The 24781-nt window shown below is 68.3% G+C and carries 23 protein-coding genes; 7 read left to right on the plus strand and 16 right to left on the minus strand.

Annotated elements, in window-relative coordinates; translation table 11 throughout:
- Positions 1-164: 164 nt before the first annotated feature.
- The gene (locus E3O46_RS10820; protein WP_134446745.1) at positions 165-1529 is read right to left on the minus strand and encodes an ABC transporter substrate-binding protein; all 1365 of its coding nucleotides are present in this window, start codon (positions 1527-1529) and stop codon (positions 165-167) included.
- A gap of 365 nt (positions 1530-1894) precedes the next feature.
- Between E3O46_RS10820 and E3O46_RS10825 the strand changes: the two genes are divergently transcribed.
- The gene (locus E3O46_RS10825) at positions 1895-2932 is read left to right on the plus strand and encodes a LacI family DNA-binding transcriptional regulator (RefSeq protein WP_134446743.1); all 1038 of its coding nucleotides are present in this window, start codon (positions 1895-1897) and stop codon (positions 2930-2932) included.
- Here E3O46_RS10825 and E3O46_RS10830 read toward each other — a convergent pair.
- From E3O46_RS10830 to rplJ, 4 genes are all read right to left on the minus strand, one after another.
- A complete protein-coding gene (locus tag E3O46_RS10830) occupies positions 2929-4221 on the minus strand; it encodes an MFS transporter (RefSeq protein WP_134558057.1) in 1293 nt (430 codons plus the stop codon). The genes E3O46_RS10825 and E3O46_RS10830 overlap by 4 nt on opposite strands.
- Positions 4218-4733, minus strand: a complete 516-nt coding sequence (locus E3O46_RS10835) for a MarR family winged helix-turn-helix transcriptional regulator (RefSeq protein WP_134561684.1) — start codon at positions 4731-4733, stop codon at positions 4218-4220. The genes E3O46_RS10830 and E3O46_RS10835 overlap by 4 nt, the downstream gene beginning before the upstream one ends.
- Before the next feature lie 184 nt (positions 4734-4917).
- On the minus strand, positions 4918-5301 hold the full coding sequence (gene rplL / locus E3O46_RS10840; protein WP_134446737.1) for a 50S ribosomal protein L7/L12: 384 nt from the start codon (positions 5299-5301) through the stop codon (positions 4918-4920).
- 44 nt (positions 5302-5345) lie between these two features.
- Entirely contained in the window at positions 5346-5867 is a 522-nt protein-coding gene (gene rplJ, locus E3O46_RS10845) for a 50S ribosomal protein L10 (protein WP_134446735.1), read from the minus strand.
- A gap of 418 nt (positions 5868-6285) precedes the next feature.
- Here rplJ and E3O46_RS10850 point away from each other — a divergent pair, with 418 nt between their 5' ends.
- A complete protein-coding gene (locus E3O46_RS10850) occupies positions 6286-8043 on the plus strand; it encodes an MDR family MFS transporter (protein WP_134561720.1) in 1758 nt (585 codons plus the stop codon).
- A 2-nt stretch (positions 8044-8045) separates the two neighbouring features.
- The gene (locus E3O46_RS10855) at positions 8046-8534 is read left to right on the plus strand and encodes a MarR family winged helix-turn-helix transcriptional regulator (RefSeq protein ID WP_134561685.1); all 489 of its coding nucleotides are present in this window, start codon (positions 8046-8048) and stop codon (positions 8532-8534) included.
- Positions 8535-8552: 18 nt separating this feature from the next.
- On the opposite strand, the gene E3O46_RS10860 is transcribed toward E3O46_RS10855, so the two are convergent.
- Together E3O46_RS10860 and E3O46_RS10865 are read right to left on the minus strand one after the other, a co-directional pair.
- Positions 8553-10253, minus strand: a complete 1701-nt coding sequence (locus tag E3O46_RS10860; RefSeq protein ID WP_134446901.1) for a sensor histidine kinase — start codon at positions 10251-10253, stop codon at positions 8553-8555.
- The gene (locus tag E3O46_RS10865) at positions 10253-10999 is read right to left on the minus strand and encodes a response regulator transcription factor (protein WP_134446731.1); all 747 of its coding nucleotides are present in this window, start codon (positions 10997-10999) and stop codon (positions 10253-10255) included. The genes E3O46_RS10860 and E3O46_RS10865 overlap by 1 nt, the downstream gene beginning before the upstream one ends.
- A gap of 287 nt (positions 11000-11286) precedes the next feature.
- Here E3O46_RS10865 and E3O46_RS10870 point away from each other — a divergent pair, with 287 nt between their 5' ends.
- Positions 11287-11883 carry a YqaJ viral recombinase family protein gene (locus E3O46_RS10870; RefSeq protein WP_370361370.1) on the plus strand — a complete coding sequence of 199 codons (597 nt, stop codon included), beginning with the start codon at positions 11287-11289 and terminating at the stop codon, positions 11881-11883.
- Here the strand turns inward: E3O46_RS10870 and E3O46_RS10875 are convergent.
- From E3O46_RS10875 to E3O46_RS10895, 5 genes are all read right to left on the minus strand, one after another.
- Complete coding sequence (locus E3O46_RS10875; RefSeq protein WP_134558060.1) at positions 11843-12556, minus strand: signal peptidase I; 714 nt, start codon at positions 12554-12556, stop codon at positions 11843-11845. The two genes, E3O46_RS10870 and E3O46_RS10875, sit on opposite strands and share 41 nt — an antisense overlap.
- Positions 12553-13356 (minus strand): LPXTG cell wall anchor domain-containing protein, encoded by an 804-nt coding sequence (locus E3O46_RS10880; RefSeq protein ID WP_134558061.1) that lies wholly within the window; start codon positions 13354-13356, stop codon positions 12553-12555. Before E3O46_RS10880 ends, E3O46_RS10875 begins: the two co-directional genes overlap by 4 nt.
- 1 nt (position 13357) lies before the next feature.
- Positions 13358-14677, minus strand: a complete 1320-nt coding sequence (locus tag E3O46_RS10885) for an RICIN domain-containing protein (protein ID WP_134446723.1) — start codon at positions 14675-14677, stop codon at positions 13358-13360.
- A gap of 3 nt (positions 14678-14680) precedes the next feature.
- The gene (locus E3O46_RS10890; RefSeq protein ID WP_134558063.1) at positions 14681-15172 is read right to left on the minus strand and encodes a hypothetical protein; all 492 of its coding nucleotides are present in this window, start codon (positions 15170-15172) and stop codon (positions 14681-14683) included.
- Between the two features lie 203 nt (positions 15173-15375).
- Positions 15376-15939, minus strand: coding sequence for an alternate-type signal peptide domain-containing protein (locus E3O46_RS10895; RefSeq protein WP_134446719.1), 564 nt, complete (start codon positions 15937-15939; stop codon positions 15376-15378).
- Between the two features lie 412 nt (positions 15940-16351).
- On the opposite strand from E3O46_RS10895, the gene E3O46_RS10900 reads away from it, so the two are divergent.
- Together E3O46_RS10900 and E3O46_RS10905 are read left to right on the plus strand one after the other, a co-directional pair.
- A complete protein-coding gene (locus E3O46_RS10900) occupies positions 16352-17359 on the plus strand; it encodes an NADP-dependent oxidoreductase (protein ID WP_241975176.1) in 1008 nt (335 codons plus the stop codon).
- On the plus strand, positions 17356-18771 hold the full coding sequence (locus tag E3O46_RS10905) for a cryptochrome/photolyase family protein (RefSeq protein WP_134446717.1): 1416 nt from the start codon (positions 17356-17358) through the stop codon (positions 18769-18771). The genes E3O46_RS10900 and E3O46_RS10905 overlap by 4 nt, the downstream gene beginning before the upstream one ends.
- Positions 18772-18780: 9 nt before the next feature.
- Here E3O46_RS10905 and E3O46_RS10910 read toward each other — a convergent pair whose 3' ends face one another.
- The 3 genes from E3O46_RS10910 to aceA form a co-directional block, all read right to left on the minus strand.
- On the minus strand, positions 18781-19314 hold the full coding sequence (locus E3O46_RS10910; protein WP_198413583.1) for a GNAT family N-acetyltransferase: 534 nt from the start codon (positions 19312-19314) through the stop codon (positions 18781-18783).
- A 104-nt stretch (positions 19315-19418) separates the two neighbouring features.
- A complete protein-coding gene (gene aceB, locus E3O46_RS10915) occupies positions 19419-21089 on the minus strand; it encodes a malate synthase A (RefSeq protein ID WP_370294671.1) in 1671 nt (556 codons plus the stop codon).
- Between the two features lie 111 nt (positions 21090-21200).
- The gene (gene aceA / locus E3O46_RS10920; RefSeq protein WP_134558065.1) at positions 21201-22532 is read right to left on the minus strand and encodes an isocitrate lyase; all 1332 of its coding nucleotides are present in this window, start codon (positions 22530-22532) and stop codon (positions 21201-21203) included.
- 141 nt (positions 22533-22673) lie between these two features.
- Here aceA and E3O46_RS10925 point away from each other — a divergent pair, with 141 nt between their 5' ends.
- On the plus strand, positions 22674-24164 hold the full coding sequence (locus E3O46_RS10925) for a helix-turn-helix transcriptional regulator (RefSeq protein ID WP_134446713.1): 1491 nt from the start codon (positions 22674-22676) through the stop codon (positions 24162-24164).
- 89 nt (positions 24165-24253) lie between these two features.
- Here E3O46_RS10925 and E3O46_RS10930 read toward each other — a convergent pair whose 3' ends face one another.
- Entirely contained in the window at positions 24254-24712 is a 459-nt protein-coding gene (locus E3O46_RS10930) for a MarR family winged helix-turn-helix transcriptional regulator (protein WP_134561687.1), read from the minus strand.
- Between the last annotated feature and the right edge of the window lie 69 nt (positions 24713-24781).

The following is a 24781-nucleotide window of genomic DNA, read 5'->3' on the forward strand; positions in this document are numbered from 1 at the left end:
CCGGTCCCTTCAATCGTGCGCGAAGCGGTCGTGCGAGGGGTCGCGTGGAGGTCTTGTGGGTGGTGCAGGTGGTGCGGTCGTGCGGGAGGCGGGTGGCGGGGCCCGCCGACTTCTCGGCAGGCCCCGCCCCGGTTGGGGCATCCGCTAGCGGATGCCCCGGGGAACTAGCTCTTCGGCCAGCTCGCCTCAATGGTGTCCGTGACCTTCTGGCTGCTGTCGCCGCTCAGCCAGGACACGATGCCCTTCCAGAACGAGTCGGTGCCGACGGCACCGGGCATCAGGTCGGAACCGTCGAAACGGAACACCGTCTTCGGGTCCTGCAGGATGGTGATGCTCTGCTTGAGCAGGTCGCTCGAGGCGTTCGCGGGGTCGAGGCCGGTGTTGGCGCTGATCACGCCGCCCTCCTTGACCCGGTTGTTCGCCCAGGTGTCACTGGACAGGTAGGTGAGCGTCGCGGTGATCGCGTCGCTCGTCTTGAAGGCTCCGACGAGCTCGCCGCCACCGGTGACCGCCTGGTCGCCGCCGGCCTTGACCGGGGGAAGCAGGAACGCGTAGACATCGCCCGTGGGGGAAACCGTCACCGCGGAGCCGTCCGCCTTCTTCCAGAAGCCCTCGTAGAACGAGGCCTGGTGGTGCAGGGAGCACTTACCGTCGAGGATCGGGAGGCCCGCGTCGCCGAACTGCGTGGAGATGATCGACGAGACATCGCCGAGACCACCGTTGACGTCGTCCGGGTTCTTGAGGATCGCACCGACGGAGTCGAACGCCTTCACGATGGCGGGGTCGTTGAACGGGATCTTGTGCGTGACCCACTTGTCGTAGGTGTCCGCGCCGGCCTGGCGAAGCACGTAGTCCTCGACCCAGTCGGTTCCCGGCCAGCCGGTTGCGTCACCTGATCCGACACCGGCACACCACGGCTTGTGGTCGCCGTCGGCCGCGATCTTCGCGGTGAGTGCGGTCAGTTCATCGAGGGTCTTCGGGATTTCGTAGCCCTTGGCCTTGAATTCCGCAGGCGAGTACCAGACGTAGCCCTTGACGCTCGCCATCAGCGGGGCGGCGTAGAAGGTGCCGTCAGCTGCGGTGCCGTAGCCCTTCCAGTCCTTCGACCACCACTTGTCGACGTTCGCCTCGACGGCGGCCGGCGCCTTCTTGAGGAAGCCGGCAGCAGCGAGCTTGTTGAAGAGGCCCGGCTGCGGGATGATGCCGATGTCGGGAGCGTTGCCACCCTCGGCGAGCACCGCGATCTGGGCTTCGAATTCCTTCGTGCCCTGGTAGGTGACCTTGATGCCCGTGCAGGACTGGAAGTCGGCCCAGGAATTGACGAGGCGATCGGCCTCGACGTCCTGGATGGTGCCACCGATCTTGACCTCGGGGCTGTCCTTGAACGTCCCGTAGGACGCGTAGTCGGCACAGTTGGACGACGACGAACTGGATGCGGCGATGTCGCCTGTGCATCCGGTCAGGGCGAGTCCGACCACGGCCGCGGTGGCCAGCGGCAGGTAGAGCCGGCGGTGCTGCTTCACGCTCATGCGTTTCTCCTCATTGAGTGATGCGGGTACGCGAGCTATGCGGTTCACGTACCGAAATGTGATGCGGGACTGTGTTGCGGGAATGTACTGCGGGAATCAAGAACTGCAATACGGGATCGTGCCGGGTATCCGATTCCCCTGCCTTCGTAAGTAAGGAACCGGTTCCACATCACAAACTACGGGAGGTCAGCGGGATTGGCAAGACAATCTTTGTCACGAAATCGCAAAGATTCCGGCGATGATCGCGCGACCACGCACACGCGGGCATTAAAAGTGTCACAGTTCAGCCTTTTCTGCTGGAACCGGTTCCAGTAACAGCGAAAGGAGCGCTACTCTTTCGTTACCGATCCAAAGGAGGACGAGTCGTGAGCGCAATCGCCGACGTGGCACGCCTCGCAGGCGTTGCAAAAGCGACGGCATCCCGCGCACTCAGCGGTCGCGGTTACGTTTCGGAGGCGACGCGGCTCCGGGTCGTCGCGGCCGCGAGGGAGATCGGCTACGTCGCCTCGCCGAACGCCGCGAGCCTCGTGACCGGGCGCACGAAGAACGTCGGCGTGATCATCCCGTTCATCAGCCGGTGGTTCTTCTCCGAGGTGCTCGAGAGCCTGGAACAGGCCCTGCTCGCAGAGGGCTACGACATGACGCTCTACAACCTCCCGGCAGCGTCCGCCGAACGCGACAGCGTCTTCGAGTACTTCCTCGCTCGCAAGCGGTTCGACGGGGTCATCTCTGTCGGCGTCGCCTTGAGCGAGGCGGAGGTCGATCGACTTCACCGCCTCGGGAGGCCGTTGATCGGCATCGGCGGGCCGATCAGGGACGTGCACACGATCGCGATCGACGATGTCGCGACAGCGCGGCTCGCGACCGAACACCTGCTCGGCCTCGGCCACGTCGACGTCGTGCACGTCGGCGGAGATCCGATCGACGAGATGGACTTCCGGGTGCACAGCCAGCGCCTGAGTGGCTTCTACTCCGCCATGCGCGACGCAGGCCGCTCGACGGACCGATGCTTCTACCCCTGCGAATTCAGCATGCCCGGCGGCTACGAGGTGGGGTTGTCCGTGCTCGGCGACCCGCGTACCCGTCCGACCGCGATCTTCGCCGCGAGCGACGAAATCGCCATCGGCGTCATCGTCGCGGCGCGGGAACTCGGCATCCAGGTGCCGGCCGAGCTGTCCGTGATCGGCATCGACGGGCATCCGTACGCGGACATGTTCCGCCTCACGACCCTGGAGCAGCATCCACGCAGGCAGGGACGCCTCGCCGTGAGCGCGCTCCTGACCGAACTCGCGCGCCCGACGGACGCGGACGCGAGGCTCGAGGAAGACGGATACCTCACGGTGCTGCCGACGAACCTCGTGATCCGGTCGAGCACGAGCGGCCCGCACCGGCCACGCAGTTAGCTGTCTCCGGCGCCGATCGCCTCTGCCTCTTCGAGCTCGTCCTCCATCGCACCGTCAGCACGGGCGAGGTGGCGGTGGCCGAGCACGAGAATCGCGACGGCCACGAGGACGGATGCCGCCCCGGCGTAGAACGGGACCGCCGGCCCGAAGAACTCCGCGAGCAGGGTTGCGGCAGGCGGCGCGATCGCCCCGCCGAGGAACCGCACGCCCGAATAGGCCGAGGACGCTACCGGGCGCGGCAGGTCGGTCGCCTCCATCACGGATTCGGTGAGCACGGTGTTGAGCACGCCGAGCAGCAGCCCGCCGACGATGACGCACGTGACGACACCGGTGGCCGAGCCGATCAGCACGCCCGCTGCCGCGAGGTCGAGGGCGAGCAGGGGCAGCACGAGCCAGAGCACCCGGCTGCGGCGCATCCGCCTGGTCAGGAGCGGGGCGACCCAGACCGAGGTGACGGCGAGCGAGATGCCCCAGCCGAAGAAGACCAGGCCGAGGGTGATCGCACTGCCCAGGCCGAGCGGCACGAGCGCGAACGGCGTGTACGCGAGCAGCACGAAGAAGCCGATGTTGTAGAACAGGGCCGCGCTCGCGAGGATGCCGAGCCCCGGCCGGGCGAGCGCCCGGAAGGGTGCTGACAGCCGGATCGGCGCGGGCTTCTGCGGCTCCTTCTTCAGCATCACGATGATCGCCACGAAGCCGATCGCCATCAGCGCCGTACTGCCGAAGAAGGGCCCTCGCCAGCTGATGCTGCCGAGCAGCCCGCCGATGAGCGGGCCGATCGCGATGCCGAGCCCGAGGGCCGCCTCGTAGAGGATGATCGCCGAGGACGTGCCTCCGGATGCCGCGCCGACGATGGTCGCGAGCGCGGTCGAGATGAAGAGGGCGTTGCCGAGGCCCCAGCCGGCGCGGAAGCCGATGATGGTCTCGACGTTCTGCGACAGGCCGGCGGCGAGCGCGAACACGATGATGAGCGCGAGGCCGATCAGCAGGGTGCGCTTGGCGCCGATCCTGCTGGACAGCCAGCTCGTGAAGAACATCGCGATCCCGGTGATCACGAGGTAGCTCGTGAAGAGCATCTCGGTCTGGGTCGGGCTCGCGGCGAGGTCGCGGGCGATCGCAGGCAGGATCGGGTCGACGAGGCCGATGCCCATGAACGCGATCACGCACGCGAAGGCGACGGCCCAGACCGCGGTCGGCTGGTGCAGGATGCTGCCGGCGCCTTCCCGTCGTCCCTGCACGTCGGTTGCGGCAGGGGTTCCGTGTTCCGCCAGCGCGGTCACGCGGCTCATGCGCGGGCTCCGGCCGGACGGCCAGGCTCAGACGCAGGCACACGTGCCGTAGTGACGGCCGCGGTGGGCACCCGCTCCACGGGCACCTCGCTGCCGTCGAGGCGTTCGCGCAGGATGTCGACGGCGTTGCGGATCGTGGCGAGCTCGGCATCCGCCAGCCCGTCGAACATCGGCAGGAGGGCTTCGGCGAGTTCGCTGCGCCAGGCGGAGAGCGCTGCGTTGCCGGCAGCAGTGATCACGGTGCTCGTGACGCGGGCGTCGAGCGGGTCGGCGAGACGGGCGGCCCAGCCGCGTTCGACGAGGTGTGCGACGAGCTTGGTCGCGGTCGGCTGCGAGATGCGGCTGCGGGCGGCGATCTCGCCGAGGCGGATCGGGCCGAGCTGGCGGAGCACGCTCAGGGTGCGCCAGACGGCCGGCGACTCCCGGCTGTCCGCGGCGTGGGCGGCGACCCGGGTGAGCCGGTGGTTCACGGTGATCAGGTCACCGAGGAGTGCGGGAAGGTCAGAAGGCATTCCCCCACTGTACATAGCTTGGCTATCTATGTCCATAGCCCGGCTATGGACATCGGCCCGCGCCCGGGTTCGGTCGGATTAAACAGCAGAGGGCGCCGCATCCAGTGGATGCGACGCCCTCGGCGTGTTGCGAATCGAACGGCTGACGCCTGTCGACCTCGAGTGAACCCCCTGGGGGGCCCGACTACTTGAGGGTGACGGTGGCGCCGGCGGCCTCGAGGGAAGCCTTGCCCTTTTCGGCGGCTTCCTTCGTGACGCCCTCGAGGACGGCCTTCGGCGCGCCATCGACAACGGCCTTGGCCTCGCCGAGGCCCAGGCTGGTGAGCTCGCGCACAACCTTGATGACCTGGATCTTCTTGTCGCCAACGGACTCGAGGATGACGTCGAAGGCGCTCTGCTCTTCGACCTCTTCAACGGCGGCGGCGGGGCCAGCGGCACCGGCGACGGCGACGGGGGCTGCTGCGGTGACCTCGAAGGTCTCCTCGAACGCCTTGACGAACTCGGAAAGCTCGATGAGGGTCAGGCCCTTGAACTGTTCGAGCAATTCTTCGGTGGAAAGCTTTGCCATGATTATTCTCCCTATAGTTTCTTAGTTACTCACCGCTAGCAGGCCTATGCCTGGTTCGCGGACTCCTGCTTCTCACGCAGTGCTTCGATGGTGCGAACAGCCTTCGAAAGCGGTGCGTTGAACAGATATGCGGCTCCGAACAGCGAGGCCTTGAACGCGCCGGCCAGCTTGGCCAGCAGCACTTCACGGGACTCGAGGTCGGCGAGCTTGCCTACCTCTTCGGCAGTGAGCGGGCTACCGTCGAAGTAACCACCCTTCACTACCAGGAGAGGGTTTGCCTTGGTAAAGGCACGCAGGGTCTTCGCGACGGCGACGGGGTCTCCGTGCACGAAGGCGATGGCGGACGGGCCGGCGAGTTCGTCGTCAAACGACGTGATGCCGGCGTTGTTGGCCGCAATCTTGGTGAGCGTGTTCTTTACCACGGCGTACGTGGCGTCCGCACTGATGGAAACGCGCAGCGTCTTGAGCTGCGCAACAGTGAGACCGCGGTACTCGGTGAGCAGAACGGCGGTCGAGCTCTGGAATTTCTCCGTCAGCTCGGCGACCGTTGCTTCCTTGTTCGCCATGGCGCTCCTCTTGGTTTCATGTGCCGGTAGCCCGGGGCGCAGACATGAAAAAAGCCCCAGCGCAAGCGCCGGAGCTGAGCAGTCCTTGCGAACTGAAACTGAACTTCGATTCCTGCGCGGGCTGTTCACATGAGTGAACCTTCGGTCACCGTCCATTACTGGGCAGCGACAACCGGCGGTCTTTGGCTTCGTTCACTGTAACGGATGCCGCTGGCGGGCGCAAATCGCGGCATCCGCCCCTCAGCCCGTGAGCGGAACGGCATAGGTAGTTGACCTGAGTCCACTATCGAGATATAGTTGATGCTTGTCAATTACACGCCCCAGGAGTTTCATGTCTCGCGTTTCATCCGTTCGTACCGCTCCACCGCAGAACCCGCAGGACCGGCAGCCCCTCCCCCACCGCGACTCGGACACGCCGATGTCGAAGCGGCAGGTACTCGAGGCCCTCTCCGGCCTGCTGATGGGCATGTTCGTCTCGATCCTCGCCGGGACCGTCGTCAGCACGTCGCTGCCGCTCATCCTCTCCGACCTGCACGGTGACCAGTCCGCATACACCTGGGTCGTCACGGCGACCCTGCTCGCGACGACCGTGAGCACGCCGATCTGGGGCAAGTTCGCCGACCTCTTCGACCGCAAGCTGCTCATCCAGCTCTCCCTCGTGGTGTTCGTCCTCGGTTCCGCACTCGCGGGCTTCTCGCAGAACACCGGCACCCTGATCAGCTTCCGGGTGCTGCAGGGCCTCGGCGCCGGCGGCCTCGCCGCGCTCAGCCAGATCATCATGGCCGACATCATCAGCCCCCGTGACCGCGGCCGCTATGCCGGTCTCTTCGGCGCGGTCCTCGCCCTCGGCACCGTGGGCGGTCCGCTCCTCGGCGGTGTCGTGACGGACGCCTTCGGCTGGCGCTGGAACTTCTTTATCGCACTGCCCGTCGCGATCCTTGCGATCATCCTGCTGCAGCGCACCCTGCACCTCCCGGCCAGGGTCAAGCGGGTCGTCAAGATCGACTACCTCGGCGCGATCCTCATCACTGCGGGCATGTCGCTCCTGATGATCTGGGTGACCATCGCCGGCACCCAGTTCGAGTGGGCATCCGTGCCCTCGTTCCTGATGGTCGGCGGCGCTGTCGTGCTGCTCGTCGCCGCGGTGTTCGTGGAGTTCAAGGTCAGCGAGCCGATCATCCCGCTCACCCTGTTCAAGAACCGCACCTTCACCCTCGCGGTGATCGCGAGCATCTCGGTCGGCGTGTCCATGTTCGGCACCTCCGTCTTCCTCAGCCAGTACATGCAGCTCGCCCGGGGAGCCACGCCGACCCAGTCCGGCCTGCTGACCATCCCGATGATGGGCGGCTACCTGATCTGTTCGGTCACGTTCGGCACCCTGATCAGCCGCACGGGCAAGTGGAAGGCGATCATGGTCTCGGGCGGAGCGCTCGTGATCGTCGGCTTGCTGTTCCTCGGGACCCTCGACTACCGGACCGATCTCGTGCTCGTCGGCGTCTACATGTTCGTGCTCGGCTCCGGCCTCGGCATGCTGATGCAGAACCTCGTGCTCGTCGTGCAGAACTCGATCGAGGTCAGGCACCTCGGCGTCGCCACGAGCAGCGTCACCTTCTTCCGCAGCCTCGGTGGAACGATCGGCGTCTCGGTGCTCGGCTCCGTGCTCGGCACGGCGGTCGCGCAGCACATCACCGACGGCGTCGGCGCGCTCAGCGCCGCCGACAAGATGGCCGCGGCGAGCGCGCTCGGCTCCGGCGCCATCCCGCGCATCGCGGACCTCCCGGCCGCGGTGCGCACCCTCGTCGAATCCGCGTACGGGTCCGGCGTCGGCACGGTCTTCCTTCTCGGCATCCCGCTCGCCGTGATCACCCTCGTGATGGTCACCCTGCTGCCGAACGCGTCCCTCGGCCGGAAGACGGGCATTGCCAGGGCCCGCGAAGGTTCCGGGGACGGCACGTCGGCCGGGCACACCGGCGTGACTGCCGCGGAGCGCGCCGCAGAGGACAAAGCCGGGCGCGCTGCCGAGCGCGAAACCGAGGTCGAGGAGATGGAAGACATCCTGATCGAGGTGAGCGCGGCATCCGCCGGCCTCGCCCCCGCCGGGCTCAACAACCCGACCGGGGTGATTCACCTGCCGCGGGACGACCAGCCCGGCGCGCACAGAGTCAGTAGTCTGTGACCATGATCCAGGGGACTCCGACAGCGTCCACGCACACCGACGAGCGGGAGCACGCACCGGGCGCTGAGTCGGCGACGGCGATCGCCGAGGTCGAGGAGCAGCTGAGCGTGCTCGCCGGGTTGATCCGGGCGAGCATGCGGGATGCCGCGCTCTTCATCGACGCGTCGCTGCAGCCGTTCGCGTTCAAGCTCCTGCGCCACATCGAGCGCTACGGGCCGACGCACTCGAGCGCGGTCGCCGCTGCGCTCTACGTGGACAAGAGCGTGATCAGCCGCCAGGCGAAGCAGCTCTGCGAACTCGGTCTCGTGCGCACGGAAGTCGACCCGGACGACGGCCGCGCCCGGTTCCTCGCCGTCACAGACCTGGCACGGGCCAAACTCGACGCCGTACGGAACGGTGAGACCGCGATCGTGCACAAGCGCCTGAGCGATTGGCCGACGGACGACCTGCACCAGCTCGCCACGCTCCTCGCCCAGCTCAACACCCCGTAGCCCGCGCCACGCCGCGGGTCAGGCGAGCGGGAGCGACACTCGGAACTCGGTGCGGCCCGGCCGGCTCGACACCGTGACCTCTCCCTGGTGCGCGGTCACGACAGCCTGGACGATGGCGAGGCCGAGTCCGGTACTTCCGGTTCCGCGGAACCGCGAGCTGTCGCCGCGGGCGAAACGCTCGAAGAGGGTCGTCTGCAGGTTCGCCGGGATGCCGGGGCCGTCATCCGTCACGGTCACGATCGCACGGCCGTCCTGCTCGGACAGCGCGACCTCGACGGTCGTGTCCGGCGGGGTGTGGATGCGCGCGTTCGCGAGCAGGTTGGTGAAGACCTGGTGCAACCGGGGCGTGTCGCCAATGGCCTGGATCGGCTCATCGGGAAGCTCGAGGTTGAGCACCCGGTCTCGGCCGGCCGCGTGCGCATCGCTGACGACGTCGACGAGCAGGCTCGTGAGGTCGACGGTGCCGTGTTCGAGTTCGCGGCCCTCGTCGAGGCGGGCGAGCAACAGAAGGTCCTCGACGAGCCCGGTCATCCGAACCGACTCGGATTCGATCCGGCTGAGGGCATGCAGGGCGTCCGGCGGCAGCTCCTGGCCGGAGCGCCGGGTGAGCTCGGAGTAACCCCGGATCGAGGCGAGGGGCGTGCGGAGCTCGTGACTCGCATCCGCGACGAACTGCCGTACCTTGTTCTCGCTCGCCTGCCGGGTCTCGAGGGCGAGGTCGACGTGGTCGAGCATGCGGTTGAGCGCGGAGCCGACCTGGCCGACCTCGGTGCGGGGGTCGGTGTCCGCGGCGGGGACCCGGTCGACGAGGCTGACCTCGCCGCGGTCGAGCGGGAGCTCCGAGACGCGGGCGGCCGTTGCCGTGACGCGCTGCAGCGGGCGAAGTGCGAGGCGCACGATCCACATCGCGAGGATCGCGACGACGATGATGCCGACGAGGGAGACGACGCCGATGATCATGGCGAGCTGCGTCGCGGTGCCGTCGACCGTGCTGAGCGGGAGGCCGACGATCGAGAGGGTGCCGGTGCGGCTCGAACTTGCGAGGATCCGGTAGTTGCCGACATCGCCGCCGAGGTCGACGGTGACGGGCTGCGCGGTACCGGTCTGGCTCGCGAGGATATCGGCCTTCTGCACGAGGAGGTCGACCTGGTGGGCCGTGAGTGCGACGATCGTGCCGGTGTCGTCGGTGTAGCCGGCTGTGAGGGTGGAATCGTAGAAGACGAGGGCGAGAGTGCCCGGCTGGCCGGGGCCGTTGAGGATGACGCTCGCGGAGGGCACGAACACCGGCAGCGCGGCGCCGAGGTCGTTGTCGCGGCGGCCCTCGAGCATCGAGTGCGACCGTTCGGCGGCGGAGCTCACCTGCTGGTCGAGGCCCGCGAGCAGGTTGGCGCGCAGCACGGTGACGCTCACGACACCGATCGAGATGCTCACGAGGGCGAGCAGGCCGACGACGGCGAGCACGAGCCGGCGGCGCAGGGTCCAGGGGGCGCGTCCGGGTCGCAGCCAGAGCGGACGCCGCAGCCACCGCGGGCGGCCGACCCACTGCGGTCGACGTGACGGATGCTGCGGGCCGGGTCGTGCGGGCGAGCCGGCCGGGTCGAACGGGTCAGTCCGGTCGGCAACGTCGGCCACGTCAGCCACGCCAGCCGCGTCAGCCGCGTGGGTCGGGTCAGCCGCGTCAGCCGGGTCGAGCGAATCCGGCCGGTCGGTCGGCGTCATCACGCGGTTTTCAGCATGTACCCCGCACCGCGCACGGTGTGGATCATCGGCTCGCGTCCCGCATCGATCTTCTTGCGCAGGTACGAAATGTAGATCTCGACGACGGAGGACTTGCCGCCGAAGTCATAGCTCCAGACCCGGTCGAGGATCTGGGCCTTGCTCAGCACGCGGCGTGGGTTGCGCATCAGGAAACGGAGCAGTTCGAATTCGGTCGCGGTGAGCTCGATGGCGTCGCCGGCCCGGGAGACTTCGTAGCTGTCCTCGTCGAGGGTGAGGTCACCGACCGAGATGCGCGGGTCGACGGAGTCCGACACGGCCAGGGTCGAGCGGCGGATCAGGCCGCGCAGCCGGGCGACGACCTCTTCGAGGCTGAACGGCTTGGTGACGTAGTCATCGCCGCCCGCGGTGAGGCCGGCGATGCGGTCGTCGAGGGAATCCTTCGCGGTCAGAAAGAGAACGGGAGTCTCATAGCCGTCGGCGCGCACGCGCTGCAGCACCTGGAGGCCGTCGATGTCGGGAAGCATGATGTCGAGCACGATCGCATCCGGCCGGAACTCGCGGGCGATGGTCAGCGCCTGGCGTCCCTCGCCTGCGGTGCGCACCTCCCAGCCCTCGTAACGGAGGGCCATCGAGAGCAAATCCGTGAGCGTGGGTTCGTCGTCGACGACGAGCACTCGAATGGGGCTTCCGTCGGCCTTGTGGAGACGCGGCCCGCGGGTCGAGTGGTCTGTTTCACGTGTGCTCATAGATCTCAGTATCGCGAGCTTTCTATGAAAAGCCTATGCGGGGACCTTGGCGCTCCTGTGAATGGGGTTCGCGCCCGCTCTGCCCCTCCCCTGCCGCCCCATCGTTCGCACCCCGCGCCCAACCAATTCGACGGATCGGTTGGGCGGGAACGGCGGTCGCGGCTGGCACAATGGGGAGGGTGACCGATACCCTGCTCCCGCTTTTTGAGCCGGCAGGGTCACTCACGGTCTCCTCGGCAGCCGCAGCATCCGTCGCCGCCGTCACCGCAGCAGTCGCTGCGCCGGCGATCGCCCCGCACCTGCTGCGCATCGTCGCCGACTCAACGGACTGGGCGGCCTGGATGCGCGCCCGCAACCAGGGCATCACGGCCACGGATGTCGCCAAGCTCGCCACTCCCAAATCGGTGCAGAACGCGGCCAACGACAAGATGAACGGCAGCAACTTCGGCGGCAACACCTACACCGACCACGGTCGCGCTCGCGAGCCCGTGATCGCGTCCTGGGTACTCGACAACTACGGCATCGAACCGAGCACGACCCTGTTCCATGCCGCCGGCCACCGCCGCCACCTCGCGACCCCCGACGGCGTGGGCACGGATGCCCGGACGCTCGAACTCTCGGAGATCAAGACGACGAACAAGGCGTGGCGCAGCATCCCGCGCTCCTATATGCGGCAGGTCTGGTGGCAGCAGTACGTACTCGGCGCCGATCGCACGCTGCTGGTCTGGGAGCAGCACCGGGACTTCGTGCCGATCCGGTCGCAGCCGGAATGCCGCTGGATCGAACGCGACGAGGACCAGATCGCGATCCTGGTCGGTTACGCGAACCAGTTGATCGACGTGCTCAACGCAATGGCGACCCGGGCGCAGCAGGCTCGGGCGTAGACGCGATCCTCGCGGCCCCGGCGGCCACGGCGGCGGCCGCGCGGCGGCGCTTGCGCAGCGCGGACACGGCGCCGCTCGCGAACATGTATCCCATGTAGGCGAACAGCAGCCCGGCGACGATGGGCACGATCCAGCTGCGGCTCTGGCCGTTGACGGCGTTGTTGACCCAGCCGACCCACGGCACGGAGTACCAGAGGCGCCCCTGGATCTGTACCGGAAGCACCTGGTCTGCATCGGCGACGCTGTTGTTGTCGCCCTTGAAGGTGAAGGTGCGTCCGCCTTCGGAGCTCGAGCTGATCGCGGTGACCCGGTGGGTGATGACGCCCGGCTCCCCCGAGCGGATCTGGTATGTGACGACGTCGCCGATGCGGATCTCGTCCGGGGTGACCGGGCGCACGATGATGAGCGTTCCGGGCGGCAGGGTGGGTTCCATCGAACTGGTCAGCACGGTGAGCGGGGTCGACCCCGTGACCTTGGGGACCACGATCAGCAGCAGCGCGAGGGCGACCACGAGGAGCAGGATCGCTCCGCTGACCGCGAGCCCGAGGTAGTGCAGCAGGCTCTTGTCGGGCGGGTCGACGGGCGCAGGGGCCTCGTTCGCGGCCGCACCGGGCACGGATGCCGCGGGTGCCGGCGAGTGTTCCGGTGCAGACTGAAGCTGGGTGCTGGTCATTCGCGGTCCTCCTCAGGGCGGCGACGGCGGGCGAGCAGGAGAAAGATGCCGATCCCGAGCAACAGGCCGCCGACGACCAGCACGGGTGCGGGCGGTTCGACGCCGGTGTGCGCGAGGATTCCGCTGCCGACGACTGCCGGGTACGCCGTCGGAGTCGTGGCGGTCGGGGTCAACGGCGTCGGCGGAGCGCCGGGAAATGCCGGCACGACCGTTCCCGGATCGTCACACGGAGACGCCGCGAACGGGCCGGCAACGGCATCCCGCATCGCCACGAGCAAGCCCAGGCTCGCGCTCGCTCCCTGGTCGACAGTGCCGGAGACATCCGCCATGGTGAACGTGACGACGAGTTTCATCGTGCCGCCTGCCGCGATCGGCTGCGAGGGCACGACGATCGCGCAGCTATCGAGCCTGCGGAGGGTGCGGGTGAGGGTGTCGCCGGTTCCGGAGTTCCACGCGGCGAGAGTGATGTGATCGGCGTATCCGCCGGACGGGAGCAGCACGTCGTGCGCGCTCACCCGCACCTCGGCTGGCGCGGCGGTCGGGTTGCGCACCCAGAGGGCGGCCTGCTGGCTGCCGCGCGGGACGAGCAGGCCGAGGCCGTCGAAGAGGCCGGCGTTGAGCGTCGTCGCGAACGTCACGCCATCGGTGCTGAGGAGCAGGTCGACGGGGGCGATCGGAGTGGCGCCAGCCGAGGCGCTTGCCGGCGCTGCGACGCCCGAAACGGCGAGTGACATGGCGAGCGCAGCGATTCCGAGGGCGGATGCCGCGACCCGGCGACCCCGGATCGGGTTCGGGCGCATGTCAGCCCACCCACGTCATGGTGAAGGTCTGGCTGGCCAGCCCGAGAACACCGCACGGCTGTTGCTCCAGCTGGATGTTGTTCGTTGCGGTGGTCTGCCCGCTGACGTCGAGACACTGGCCGCTGTCGTTCACGAAGCGGTAGGTACCGCTTCCAACAGCCCCGACGGCCGTGATGCGCCAGCTCTGGTTCGAGGTCCCGGCATTCTGGAGTTGTGCGGCGAGGCCGGCGGCGGCGCCCCTGCCGGTATCCCAGAAGAGCTGAGGGGCGTACTTCGCCTTCACCGCAGACACACCGGCAGGGTTCGAGAAGTTCCAGGACTGGTTGTCGAAACCGGTCGACTTGCAGCCGAAGCTGATCATCGCAGTTCCGGCCGCCGTCGACTGGTTCTCGCCGTCGATGCAGAGTCCGGTCGTCGCATTCTTGACCTTGTACCAGGCCCCGGAATTGGGGCCGGCGGTCGCGATGACTGCAGCTGTGGACAGGGGCGAGGCATCGCCGGCCGCATCGAGGGCCCTGACCGTGTAGCTGTACGCCGTGCCGACGTCGAGCCCGGTGTCGGTGTAGGTCACCGTGGGCGCCGTCGTCGTCCCGATCAGGGTCCCGTTGCGGAAGACCTGGTAGGTGATGATGGCTGCTGTGTCGGCGGGTTTGGCCCAGGTCAGGGTCGCCGTGTGGTCCGTCGTGGTTGCAGTGGGCGCGCCGGGTGTCAGGGTGTTCGCGACCGTCTGGGTCGCGTAGATGGCGAGCGGGGCGATCGCCCAGTTGCCGACGCTCGAGGTGAGGGTGACGGTCGGCACTGCGGAGATACCGACGAGTGCGAAGCGTTGCGCCTGCGTGATCGTGCTGCGCACGCAGAAGTATGCGGACGTTCCCACGGCGAGCGCGGTCGCGCCGCTGCCGGAGAAGGTCAGTGCCGAGGTCCAGTGCTGGCCGGTGGGACTGGTAGAGGTCGCCCCGGTCGAGCAGGACGCCGCCGAGGCGACGGGCCAGGTCTGCAGGTCGACGCCGGTCGCGAGTGTCGTCGCGGGAGCCGTCAGCGTCAGCGTGTACGGCGCAGGGATGTTCCCCTTGTTCGTAACGGTCACGACCTTGGTGACCGACAGCGTGCTCGAGTCATACAGGACGGCGAGCGTGTCGAAACCGGTCTGCGTGACGGCCAGGCTGCCGGCCGTGACGGACGCGATTGCGGTCACCCCCGGCGCGGTCCAGCTCGCCTGGGCGACGCTCGTGCCTGCCAGGGTAAGGAAGAGGGTGAACGCGAGCGCCAGCATCCGTTTGGGCGAACGGATGCGAGGAGCGCGGCGCTGCACGGTGGACATGGCTCAGGCCTGGATTCCGTCGATGACGATGCCGAAGTTCGCGGCGGAGAGGCCCTGGGCCGTGGCAGGGGCGGACAGCGGCAGGGTGACGGAGACGCAGAGGGTGGTGGACCCGCCGACGGGGAGGGTCTTGCCCAGACTCGTGACGACCGGGGTGGTGTTGAGGACTGCGGTCCAGGTCGGGGCAGGCGCGACCGGGCAGGTACCGACGAAGAGGCCGATGCTCAGGGACGCCGAGAGGGTCGTCGCCGGAACCGGCGGAGTGAATCCGGCGATCCGGAGTGCGAGCGGAACGTTACCGACGTTGGTGACGGTGACCGGGGCACTGACCGTGACGCCCGGGTAGAGCACGCTGGTCGGCAGGGTGAGAGTGGACACGGTCAGGGTCGCGGTGCCGGATTTGATGGTCGTGGCCGCAGACACCGGGGCACTCGCATTGAGGTATGCGTATGAGCCACCAGCGCCGAGGACCGCAAGGCAGATCGCGGCCGCCACAGAGACCGCGGTCGAGACGATGGTCCGAAAAGAGGGGACACGCGTCGCGGCTCGCAGGCCTTTTCGAAGGACTGACTGGATCCGAACCATGCGGGAAGACGTTTGGAGGGGAAACATGTGCACCCCAATTCATCGACCAACAGTGTTTCTGAGGCTAGGAAGCCGGTGCGTCTGGCCGAGACCAGACGCACCGGCGGGACCGACTAGATCTGGGTCAGGAGGACCGAGAAGTTGCTGAGATTTACGGAACCGCCCTGGGCGGAGTTGTCGACGGAGGTGCCGAATGGCCAGGTGATGGTCGCTGTGACCGTCACGGTTGTCGCTCCCTTGACGACCGAGTATCCACCGGTAACGGCGGTCAAGTTGGCGGTGAGGGCGGCGCTGCTGCTCAGTGCCGTCGCCAGCTTCGTGTCGAATGTGCTCGACGACGTCGCAGTGATCGCGGCCCCACTCAGGGACAGCGTCGCCTTCAGGTTGTCGCCTGTGGCTGAAATGTTGAGCACCTTGGTGTAGGTGAGAACATCACCGGGGACTGCCTTGTATGCCGCGATGCTCGTGATCGGGACCGGCGCGTTCGTTCCCACCGTGCTCGTCCAGGTTCCGGGCGCGGCGGGCGTCGGCTCGGTAACGGACAAGGTGCCGGCCGCGATCGTCGCAGCGCCACCAGCGGTCACCGTCGAGTTCCACGAGGCGAAGGTGCCCGCACCGCCGAGGAGGAGCGCCACGCCGACCGCGCCAGCGAGGGAGCCTTTGAGAAGCTTGTTCATGATGGATCCTTTTCGACGCCGCGACGGGCATCAGGGTAGTTGCAGGCCGAGATTCGGCCGACCAATGTGGGAAGGACAGTTCGTTCGTTGCCCGGGTGGGAAGGATCGCGCCACTTCGGGTGCGGCGCGAAACTCCACTCGGGCAACGGGTCACCGAATACAGGCCAAAGCCACGCCGGTCACCCGGTGGAGCTCGACTCGAACGGTCCCCCTAAATGAGGACTTCGGTCCCCCTTTATGTGGACAGACTACGACGGCGCGACAGGGCAAATCCAGACCTCCAAGCCCCCAAGGTGAGGCACATCCGTCGTTTTCGCACCCCCAGATCGAGTCACGTAGCTAACCGAATCCGGCCGGTGGCCGACGGTTTCTCAGGCTGTCCACCCGGTGCCCGCCGGGAGACAATGGACTCATGGGAAATGCAACGAACGTGCCCCCGACCATGCGTGCCCTCGTCATCGACCGCACCGGCGCGGCCGGGGAATTACACCTGGACACCGTGCCGACGCCGATCCCCGTACTCGACGAGCTCATCGTGCGGGTCGTCGCCGCGGGCGTCAACCCGATCGACGCGAAGACCCGGGCCGGCTCTGGCGTGGCGGCGGCAATCCCGGCATTCCCCGCCGTGCTCGGCTACGACTTCAGCGGAATCGTGGTGAGCTCGCCGTACGAGGCCTTCCCTCTGCAGCCCGGTGACGAGGTCTACGGCATGACCCGCTTCCCCCGCACGACGGGCAGCTACGCCGAGTACGTCGCCGTCTCGAGCATGAGCGTCGCCCGCAAACCGTCGACGCTGAGCCACATCGAAGCCGCCGCCGTGCCTGTCGCTGCGCTGACCGCGTGGGAAATGGTCGTCGACATCGCCGAGGTGACCCCGGGCGAGCGGATGCTGATCCACGCCGGCAGCGGCGGCGTCGGCCACTTCGCGGTCCAGATCGCCAAGGCCTTCGGCGCGTACGTGATCACGACCGGCTCGCCCCGCAACGCCGAGTTCCTGCGCCAGCTCGGCGCCGACGAGGTCATCGACTACACGAGCATCCGCTTCGACGAGGTGCTCGCCGACGTCGACTCCGTGATCGACCTGATCGGCAATGTGCACGACGACACCGGCACGCGGTCGCTCCGCATCCTCCGGCCCGACGGGGTGCTCGTCAATGCGCCGAGCGGCAGCTGGCCGACCCTGCAGGCGGACGCCGAGGCCGCCGGCGTGCGGGCAACCGGATTCAAGGTCGCTGCCGACGCGGATGCCCTGGACTGGATCACGAAGATGATCGACGACGGCGCGGTGCGGCCCCACATCGACCACGTCTTCGAACTCGCGGAAGGCCCGGCCGCTCACCGCCTGATCGAAGAGGGCCACACCCGCGGCAAGATCGTGCTCCGCATCTCCGATGTCGGAGTCTCGGGAACGGGCGCGTGAGCCCAGCCTCGGGCACCGGGCCGACGATCGTCTGGTTCCGCGACGACCTCCGCCTCGCCGACAACCCGGCACTGCACGCGGCCGTCGAACGCGGGCTGCCGATTGTCGCGGTCTACGTGCTCGACGAGGACTCCCCGGGTGTCCGGCCGCTCGGCGGGGCGTCCTGCTGGTGGCTGCACGGCAGCCTCCATGCGCTTGGCGAATCACTGAAGGCACTCGGCGGGAGCCTGCTGCTCCGGCGCGGACCGGCGGCCGATGTGATCGGCACGCTTGCGGCATCCACGGGAGCCGGGGCCGTGTTCTGGAACCGCCGTTACGGGGCTGCGGAGCGCGCGGTCGATACCGCGATCAAGGCCGGGCTGCACGCCGACGGCGTCGAGGCCCGGAGCTTCGCCGGTTCGCTGCTGTTCGAGCCGTGGACGATCCGCACGGGACAGGGCAACCCGTACTCGGTGTTCACGCCGTTCTGGCGGGCGTGCGTCGCCGGGCCGCCCCCGCGCGAGCCATACCCGGCGCCGGAATCGATCGACGACGGGTCGGGAACACTGCCCTCTGACCGGCTCGAGGACTGGGGCCTCCTGCCCACCCGCCCGGACTGGGCCGCCGGGCTCCGTGCCGCCTGGCAGCCGGGCGAGGCTTTCGCCGCCGAGGCGCTCGACACGTTCCTGCGTGAGTCGCTCGCGCGCTACGCAGACGAACGGGACGCCCCCGCCCAGACCGCGACGAGCCGCCTGTCGCCGCGGCTTCGCTGGGGCGAAGTGAGCCCGTTCCAGGTCTGGCACGCCACCCAGCGGGTGCTCCGCGGGGCGGATGCCGCCACCGCGTCGAGCGCGCAGCGGTTCCTCACCGAACTCGGCTGGCGGGAGTTCAGCTATCACGTGCTCTTCCACGCACCCGAGCTTGCGACCGAGAATCTCAAGCGCGAGTTCGACCGCTTCCCGTGGCCCCCGCTCGATGACCGCGTGCTCGAGGCGTGGCAACAGGGCCGCACCGGCATTCCGCTCGTCGACGCCGGGATGCGCGAACTGTGGCAGACCGGGAGTATGCACAACCGGGTACGCATGGTCACCGCTTCATTCCTCACCAAGAATCTATTGGTGGACTGGCGCGTGGGCGAGCGCTGGTTCTGGGATACCCTCGTCGATGCCGACGGCGCGAGCAACCCGTTCGGCTGGCAGTGGGTCGCCGGATCGGGCGCGGACGCTGCACCCTACTTCCGGGTGTTCAACCCCGAACTGCAGGCGGCGCGGTTCGACCCGCACGGGGAGTACATCCGCGAGTACGTGCCCGAAATCGGCACGGCTGCCTACCCCGCTCCGCTCGTCGACCTCGGCGAGACCCGGCGCGCGGCTCTGGCCGCCTACGAGTACGTCAAGGCCGCGAAGGCGCCCGCCCCGGTTCCCTCGGCCTGAGCCGCCGGGTCAGAGGGCGCGTTCGAGGACGAAGTCGTCCTCGAACCGGTCGCCGACCAGGAAGTGCTTGGTGCCGACCCGCGCGAAGCCGTGCTTCCCGTAGAAACGGATGGCCCGGGCATTCTCCTGGTTCACCCCGAGCCAGGCGCCCCGCGCGCCGCGATCCCGCGCGGCGTCGAGTGTCGCCGTCATGAGCGCTGCGGCCGCTCCACGCCCGTGGCTTTCGGCGCGCAGGTAACACTTGCTGAGCTCGACGGTCGGGCGGATGCCGATGGCCGCGAGCACCTCAGGGTCACCGGGCTCGCCGAAGATCAGCATGGTGTAGCCGAGGGGAAGACCGGTCTCCGGGTCTTCGGCGAGGAACAGCATCCGCCCGCGGTCGGCGAGGTAGGCGTCGAAGTTCGACTCCGAGAGAACGTCGCGCACGAAGGCCGCGATCGCCTCGTGGGTCGTGTGAGGAGGGCACGCGAGCGCGAAGGTCGCAGCCGCGAGTTCGGCGAGCACCCCGGCATCCGCCGCCCCCGCCGTTCGTATCGATATCACGTCCCCACCCTACCGACCCCGTCGGCCCGCGAAAGCGGGTGAAACGTCGCTAACCAGCGGTCAGAACGACGATTCACCCGCTTTCGCGGAGGTGGGACGGACCGCTACAGGTAGCGGGCGTATGCGCCGACGGTGAGGAAGGTCGGGAACTCGGGCTCGAGCGCCGAGGTGCGGAAGACCGACAACGCGTCGTCGAAGCGGTCACCGGGAGTGCGGGGCAGGCCGGCGAACACCTCGGCGACCAGGCCGTCCACCCACGGTCCGTCGATGCGCACGCCCTCGGCGGTGACCGAGTTGTCGTGGATCCACTGCCACACCTGCGAGCGGGAGATCTCCGCGGTCGCGGCGTCCTCCATCAGGTTGTCGATCGCCGCGGCCCCCACGCCGCGCAGCCAGGACTCGATGTAACGCAGCCCGATCGTGATGTTGTCGCGCACGCCGGCGGTGGTGATCTGCCCGCCGACGGATGCGACGTCGAGCAGTTCCGCGGCGGTCACGCTGACGTCGTCGCGGGTGCGGTCGAGCTGGTTCGGCCGGTCGCCGAGCACCGCATCGAACTCGGCCTGGGCGGTCGGGATCAGGTCGGGGTGGGCGACCCAGGTGCCGTCGAAACCGTCGCCGGCTTCGCGCTTCTTGTCCGCAGCAACCTGCTCGAGTGCCCGTTCCGTGACAAGCGGGTCGCGCCGGTTCGGGATGAAGGCGCTCATGCCGCCGATGGCATACGCGCCGCGGCCGTGGCAGGTCGAGACGAGCAGCTCGGTGTACGCGCGCATGAAGGGCACGGTCATCGTGATCTGCTTGCGGTCGGGGAAGACGAACCGGCGCCCGCGGGCGCGGAAGGTCTTGATGATGCTGAAGATGTAGTCCCAGCGGCCGGCGTTGAGGCCCGCGCAGTGGTCGCGGAGTTCGTAGAGGATCTCCTCCATCTCGAAGGCGGCCTGGATCGTCTCGATCAGCACGGTCGCGCGGATCGTGCCGTACGGCAGGCCGAGCGCGTCCTCGGAGTGGCTGAAGATGTCGTCCCAGAGCCGGGCCTCGAGGTGGCTCTCGAGCTTCGGCAGGTAGAAGTACGGTCCGCTGCCGCCCTCGATCAGGCGCTGGGCGTTGTGGAAGAAGTACAGTCCGAAGTCGACGAGGCTGCCGGAGGCGCTCATCGTGCGGTTCGCCCGGTCGACGAAGCTGATGTTCTTCTCGACGAGGTGCCAGCCGCGCGGGCGCATCACGATCGTCGGGGTCGCGCCGGTCGCGTCTCCCGTGACGGTGTACTCCTTGCCCTCTGCGCTCGTGAAGTCGAGCTGCCCGCGGACGGTGTCGAACAGGGTGATCTGGCCCTCGATGACGTTGGCCCAGGTGGGGCTCGTGGCGTCCTCCTGGTCGGCGAGCCAGACCTTGGCACCGGAGTTGAGCGCGTTGATGGCCATCTTCCGGTCCGTCGGGCCGGTGATCTCGACGCGGCGGTCTTCGAGGCCGGGGCCCGCGCCGGCGACGCGCCAGCTCGGGTCGCGACGGATGTGCGCCGTTTCGGTGAGGAAGCCGGGGTCGCGCCCGTTGGCGGCGTCAACGCGCTTCCGTAGCCTGGTCGCGAGCAGGTCGTGGCGGGTGCCCGCGAAGCGGTCGTGCAGCTCGGAGACGAAGTCGAGCGCAGCGGGCGTGAGGATCTCGTCGTAGCGGGCACCGAGGTCTCCGGTGACCTCGAGGTGCGGCTGGATCATGGCGAAGCTGCCGGTGTTCGTGGTCGGGGCGACCGTGTCGGTCGTCGCCAGGGGGGAATTCATGGGGTTTCTCCTTCTGGAGGGTGAGGTCGAGGTGTTCGGGGCGGTGAGCGGATGCGGCCGGCCGGGTGGCCGCATCCGCTCGGGGTGAGACGGGTCAGGGCGTAAATCGGGTTAGAACTGCTCGGCCTCTGTGGAACCGACGAGGGCGAGCGTCGCGCTGTTGGGGTTGAGCGCGGTGGCGATCTTGTCGAAGTAGCCGGTGCCGACCTCCCGCTGGTGGCGGGTGGCGGTGTAGCCGTCTGCCTCGGAGGCGAATTCGGCCTCCTGGAGTTCGACGTATGCGCTCATCTGGCGTTCGGAGTAGTCCTTGGCCAGGGTGAACATCGAGTGGTTGAGGGCGTGGAAGCCGGCGAGGGTGATGAACTGGAAGGCGTAGCCTGCCTTCGCGAGCTCGCGCTGGAACGCCTCGATCTGGGCGTCGTCGAGGTGCGACTTCCAGTTGAACGAGGGCGAGCAGTTGTATGCGAGCTTCTTGCCGGGGAACTGCGCGTGGATCTCGGCGGCGAAGCGCTGCGCGAGCTCGAGGTCGGGCTCCGAGCTCTCGACCCAGAGCAGGTCGGCGTACGGCGCGTATGCGAGACCGCGGGCGATGACGACGTCGATGCCGTTCTGGGTGTCGTAGAAGCCCTCCGCGGTGCGCCCGCCGGTGAGGAACTCCTGGTCGCGCTCGTCGATGTCGCTCGTGATGAGCGTGGCGGCGAGGGAGTCGGTGCGCGCGATGATGATCGTCGGCACGCCGGCGACATCCGCTGCGAGACGGGCGGCGTTCAGGGTGCGGATGTGCTGGCCGGTCGGGACGAGGACCTTGCCGCCCATGTGGCCGCACTTCTTCTCGCTCGCGAGCTGGTCTTCCCAGTGCACGCCGGCCGCTCCGGCCTCGATCATCGACTGCATGAGCTCGTAGGCGTTGAGCGGGCCGCCGAAGCCGGCCTCGGCGTCGGCGACGATCGGCGCGAGCCAGTCGATGCCGGTGCCGGTTCCGCCGTTCGCGGCTGCTTCGCTCGACTCGATCTGGTCGGCACGGAGCAGCGCGTTGTTGATGCGGCGCACGACCGAGGGGACGGAGTTCGCGGGGTAGAGCGACTGGTCGGGGTAGGTCTGGCCGGACAGGTTGGCGTCGGCGGCGACCTGCCATCCGGAGAGGTAGATCGCCTTGAGGCCGGCGCGCACCTGCTGCACGGCCTGGTTGCCGGTGAGGGCGCCGAGGGCGCGCACCCACTCGGGGTTCTCCGCCGTGCCGTTCTGGTGGATGAGTTTCCAGAGGTTCTCGGCGCCGCGGCGGGCGAGAGTGCGGTCCTCGCGGACCGAGCCGCGAAGGCTGATGACATCCTCCGCGGTGTAGTCGCGGCGGATACCGTTCCAGCGTGCGTCGGCCGCCCACTCGAGGGCGAGTTCGGCGGCGGTCTGGGTCTGGTCGCCGGGGCGGGCTGCGTTCTCGGTCATGCTGTCTCCTTGGGTTTGCGTCATTGCTTGCCTGTGACACCTACTCTGCGGTGGTTGAGCGACCCGAACCCCTCCTGGAATGACAGAAGAAATGAAGTTCTTCTGCTTGCGTGAAGTTCTGCACCGTGTGAACATGGTGCGATGATCACCGCCGATCCCTCCCTGCGCACCGCCCTGTCCCAGCCGGAACCCGACGAGCACGGGATCGACGCCCTGACTCTCGGCCGGCGCATCCGTGAACTGCGGGGTTCCCGCAGGATGACCCTCGACACCCTCGCCGCCGCCGTCGGGCGGGCGCCGTCGCAGGTGTCGATGATCGAGAACGGCAAACGCGAGCCGCGCCTGTCGATGCTGCGCACGATCGCGACCGCGCTCGGCACGACCGTCGACGAGCTGCTCAAGACGGAGGCGCCCTCGGAGCGTGCCGCCCTCGAGATCGCCGTGGAACGGGCCCAGCGGGGGCCGGTCTTCACCGCCCTCGGGCTGCCGCACATCCGGATTGGCCGGTCAACGAGCGATGAGGCGCTGCAGACGATCCTCACCCTGCACCACGAGATCGAGCGTCTGCACCGGGAGCGGGCGGCGACGCCAGAGGAGGCGCGGCGGGCCAACGCGGAACTGCGCGGCATCATGCGCGCGCGGGACAACTATTTCCCCGAGCTCGAGGCCCAGGCGGCCGGGCTGCTGGGCGCGGTCGGCCACCGGGGCGGGCCGGTGCCGCAGCGGGTCGTCGCCGACATGGCCGCGCACCTCGGCTATTCCCTGCACTACGTCGCGGACCTGCCTCACTCGACGCGATCGGTCACCGACAAGCGAAACGGCCGTATCTACCTGCCGATCGAGCAGAGCGCATCCCGGGACACTCGCTCGCCGATCCTCCAGGCCTTCGCGAGCGCACTCTGCGGGCACGAGGAGCCGACAAGTTATGCGGAATTTCTCCGGCAGCGGGTCGAGACCAACTACCTGACGGCGGCGATCCTGCTGCCGGAGGACGACGCCGTGAAACTTCTGACCGAGGCCAAGGCGCAGCGCAACATCTCGATGGAGGATCTCCGCGACGCCTTCGCGGTGTCCTACGAGACGGCCGCGCACCGGTTCACGAACCTCGCGACGGCCCGGCTCGGCATCCCGGTGCACTTCATGAAGGTGCACGAGTCCGGCACGATCATCAAGGCATACGAGAACGACTCCGTGCGGTTCCCGAGCGACGCCCTCGGCGCCGTCGAAGGGACGACGGTCTGCCGCAGCTGGACCGCTCGCACGGTCTTCGACGTCGCCGACCGGTTCAGCCCCTGGTACCAGTACACCGACACCCCGTCCGGCACCTTCTGGTGCACCTCCCGCATCGCGAAGGCGAAGGAAGGTGAGTACTCGGTGAGCGTCGGCGTGCCGTTCTCGGAGACGAAGTGGTTCCTCGGCCGCGAGACGAACAACCGGGCCGTCTCCCGTTGCCCGGACGAGAGCTGCTGCCGCAGCGCCCCCGACGAACTCGCCGAGCGCTGGGCGGGCCAGGCCTGGCCGGCCGCGCGTACCCCGACGAGCCTGCTCGCCGCCCTCCCGACCGGCACCTTCCCCGGCGTCGACCAGACCGAGGTCTACCAGTTCCTGGAATCCCACTCCCCCAGCCTCTGAGCGGATGCCGATCGTCCTGCTGATTTCCAGCTCGGCCAGTTCCGCGGAATTCCGGGGCCGGGCATCCGGTCTTCCGGAATCTGCAGGAGCTATGCCACGGGGACGGTGTCGGGGACGCGGTGCAGGGCCTCGACGAGCGGGGCCAGTTCGGGTTTTGCCTCGGCCTCGGCGAGGGCTGTCGCGAGTGTGTCGTCGTAGAGGGGGCGGACATCCGCGAGCAGGGCCTGGCCGGTCGCGGTGAGCTCGGTGTAGATTCCGCGGCGGTCGTCGGCGCAGAGGATGCGGGTGAGCAGGCCGCGATCCTCGAGCCGGTTGACGAGCCGGGTCGTTGCGCTGCTGCTGAGCGCGGTCGCGCCGGCGAGCTGCTGCATCCGCATGTGCCAGCCGTGCTGGCGACTGAGCGCGTCGAGCACCGTGAACTCGATCACGGAGAGCTCGGCACCGCCCTGGAGCGCGCGCTCGAGGGCCGCCTCGATGAGGCCGTGCAGCGCGGCGAGCGTGCGCCAGCCGTGGGCGCGGATCTCGACGGCGTCGTCTTCGATGCCCATGGTCCACTCCGATTTCCGTCGACCTCGTCGACAAACTAGTTGCTTGCGCGTTTATCTAGCGTGTGCAAG

The organism is Cryobacterium glucosi (genome assembly GCF_004402235.1).
Lineage (GTDB): Bacteria > Actinomycetota > Actinomycetes > Actinomycetales > Microbacteriaceae > Cryobacterium > Cryobacterium glucosi.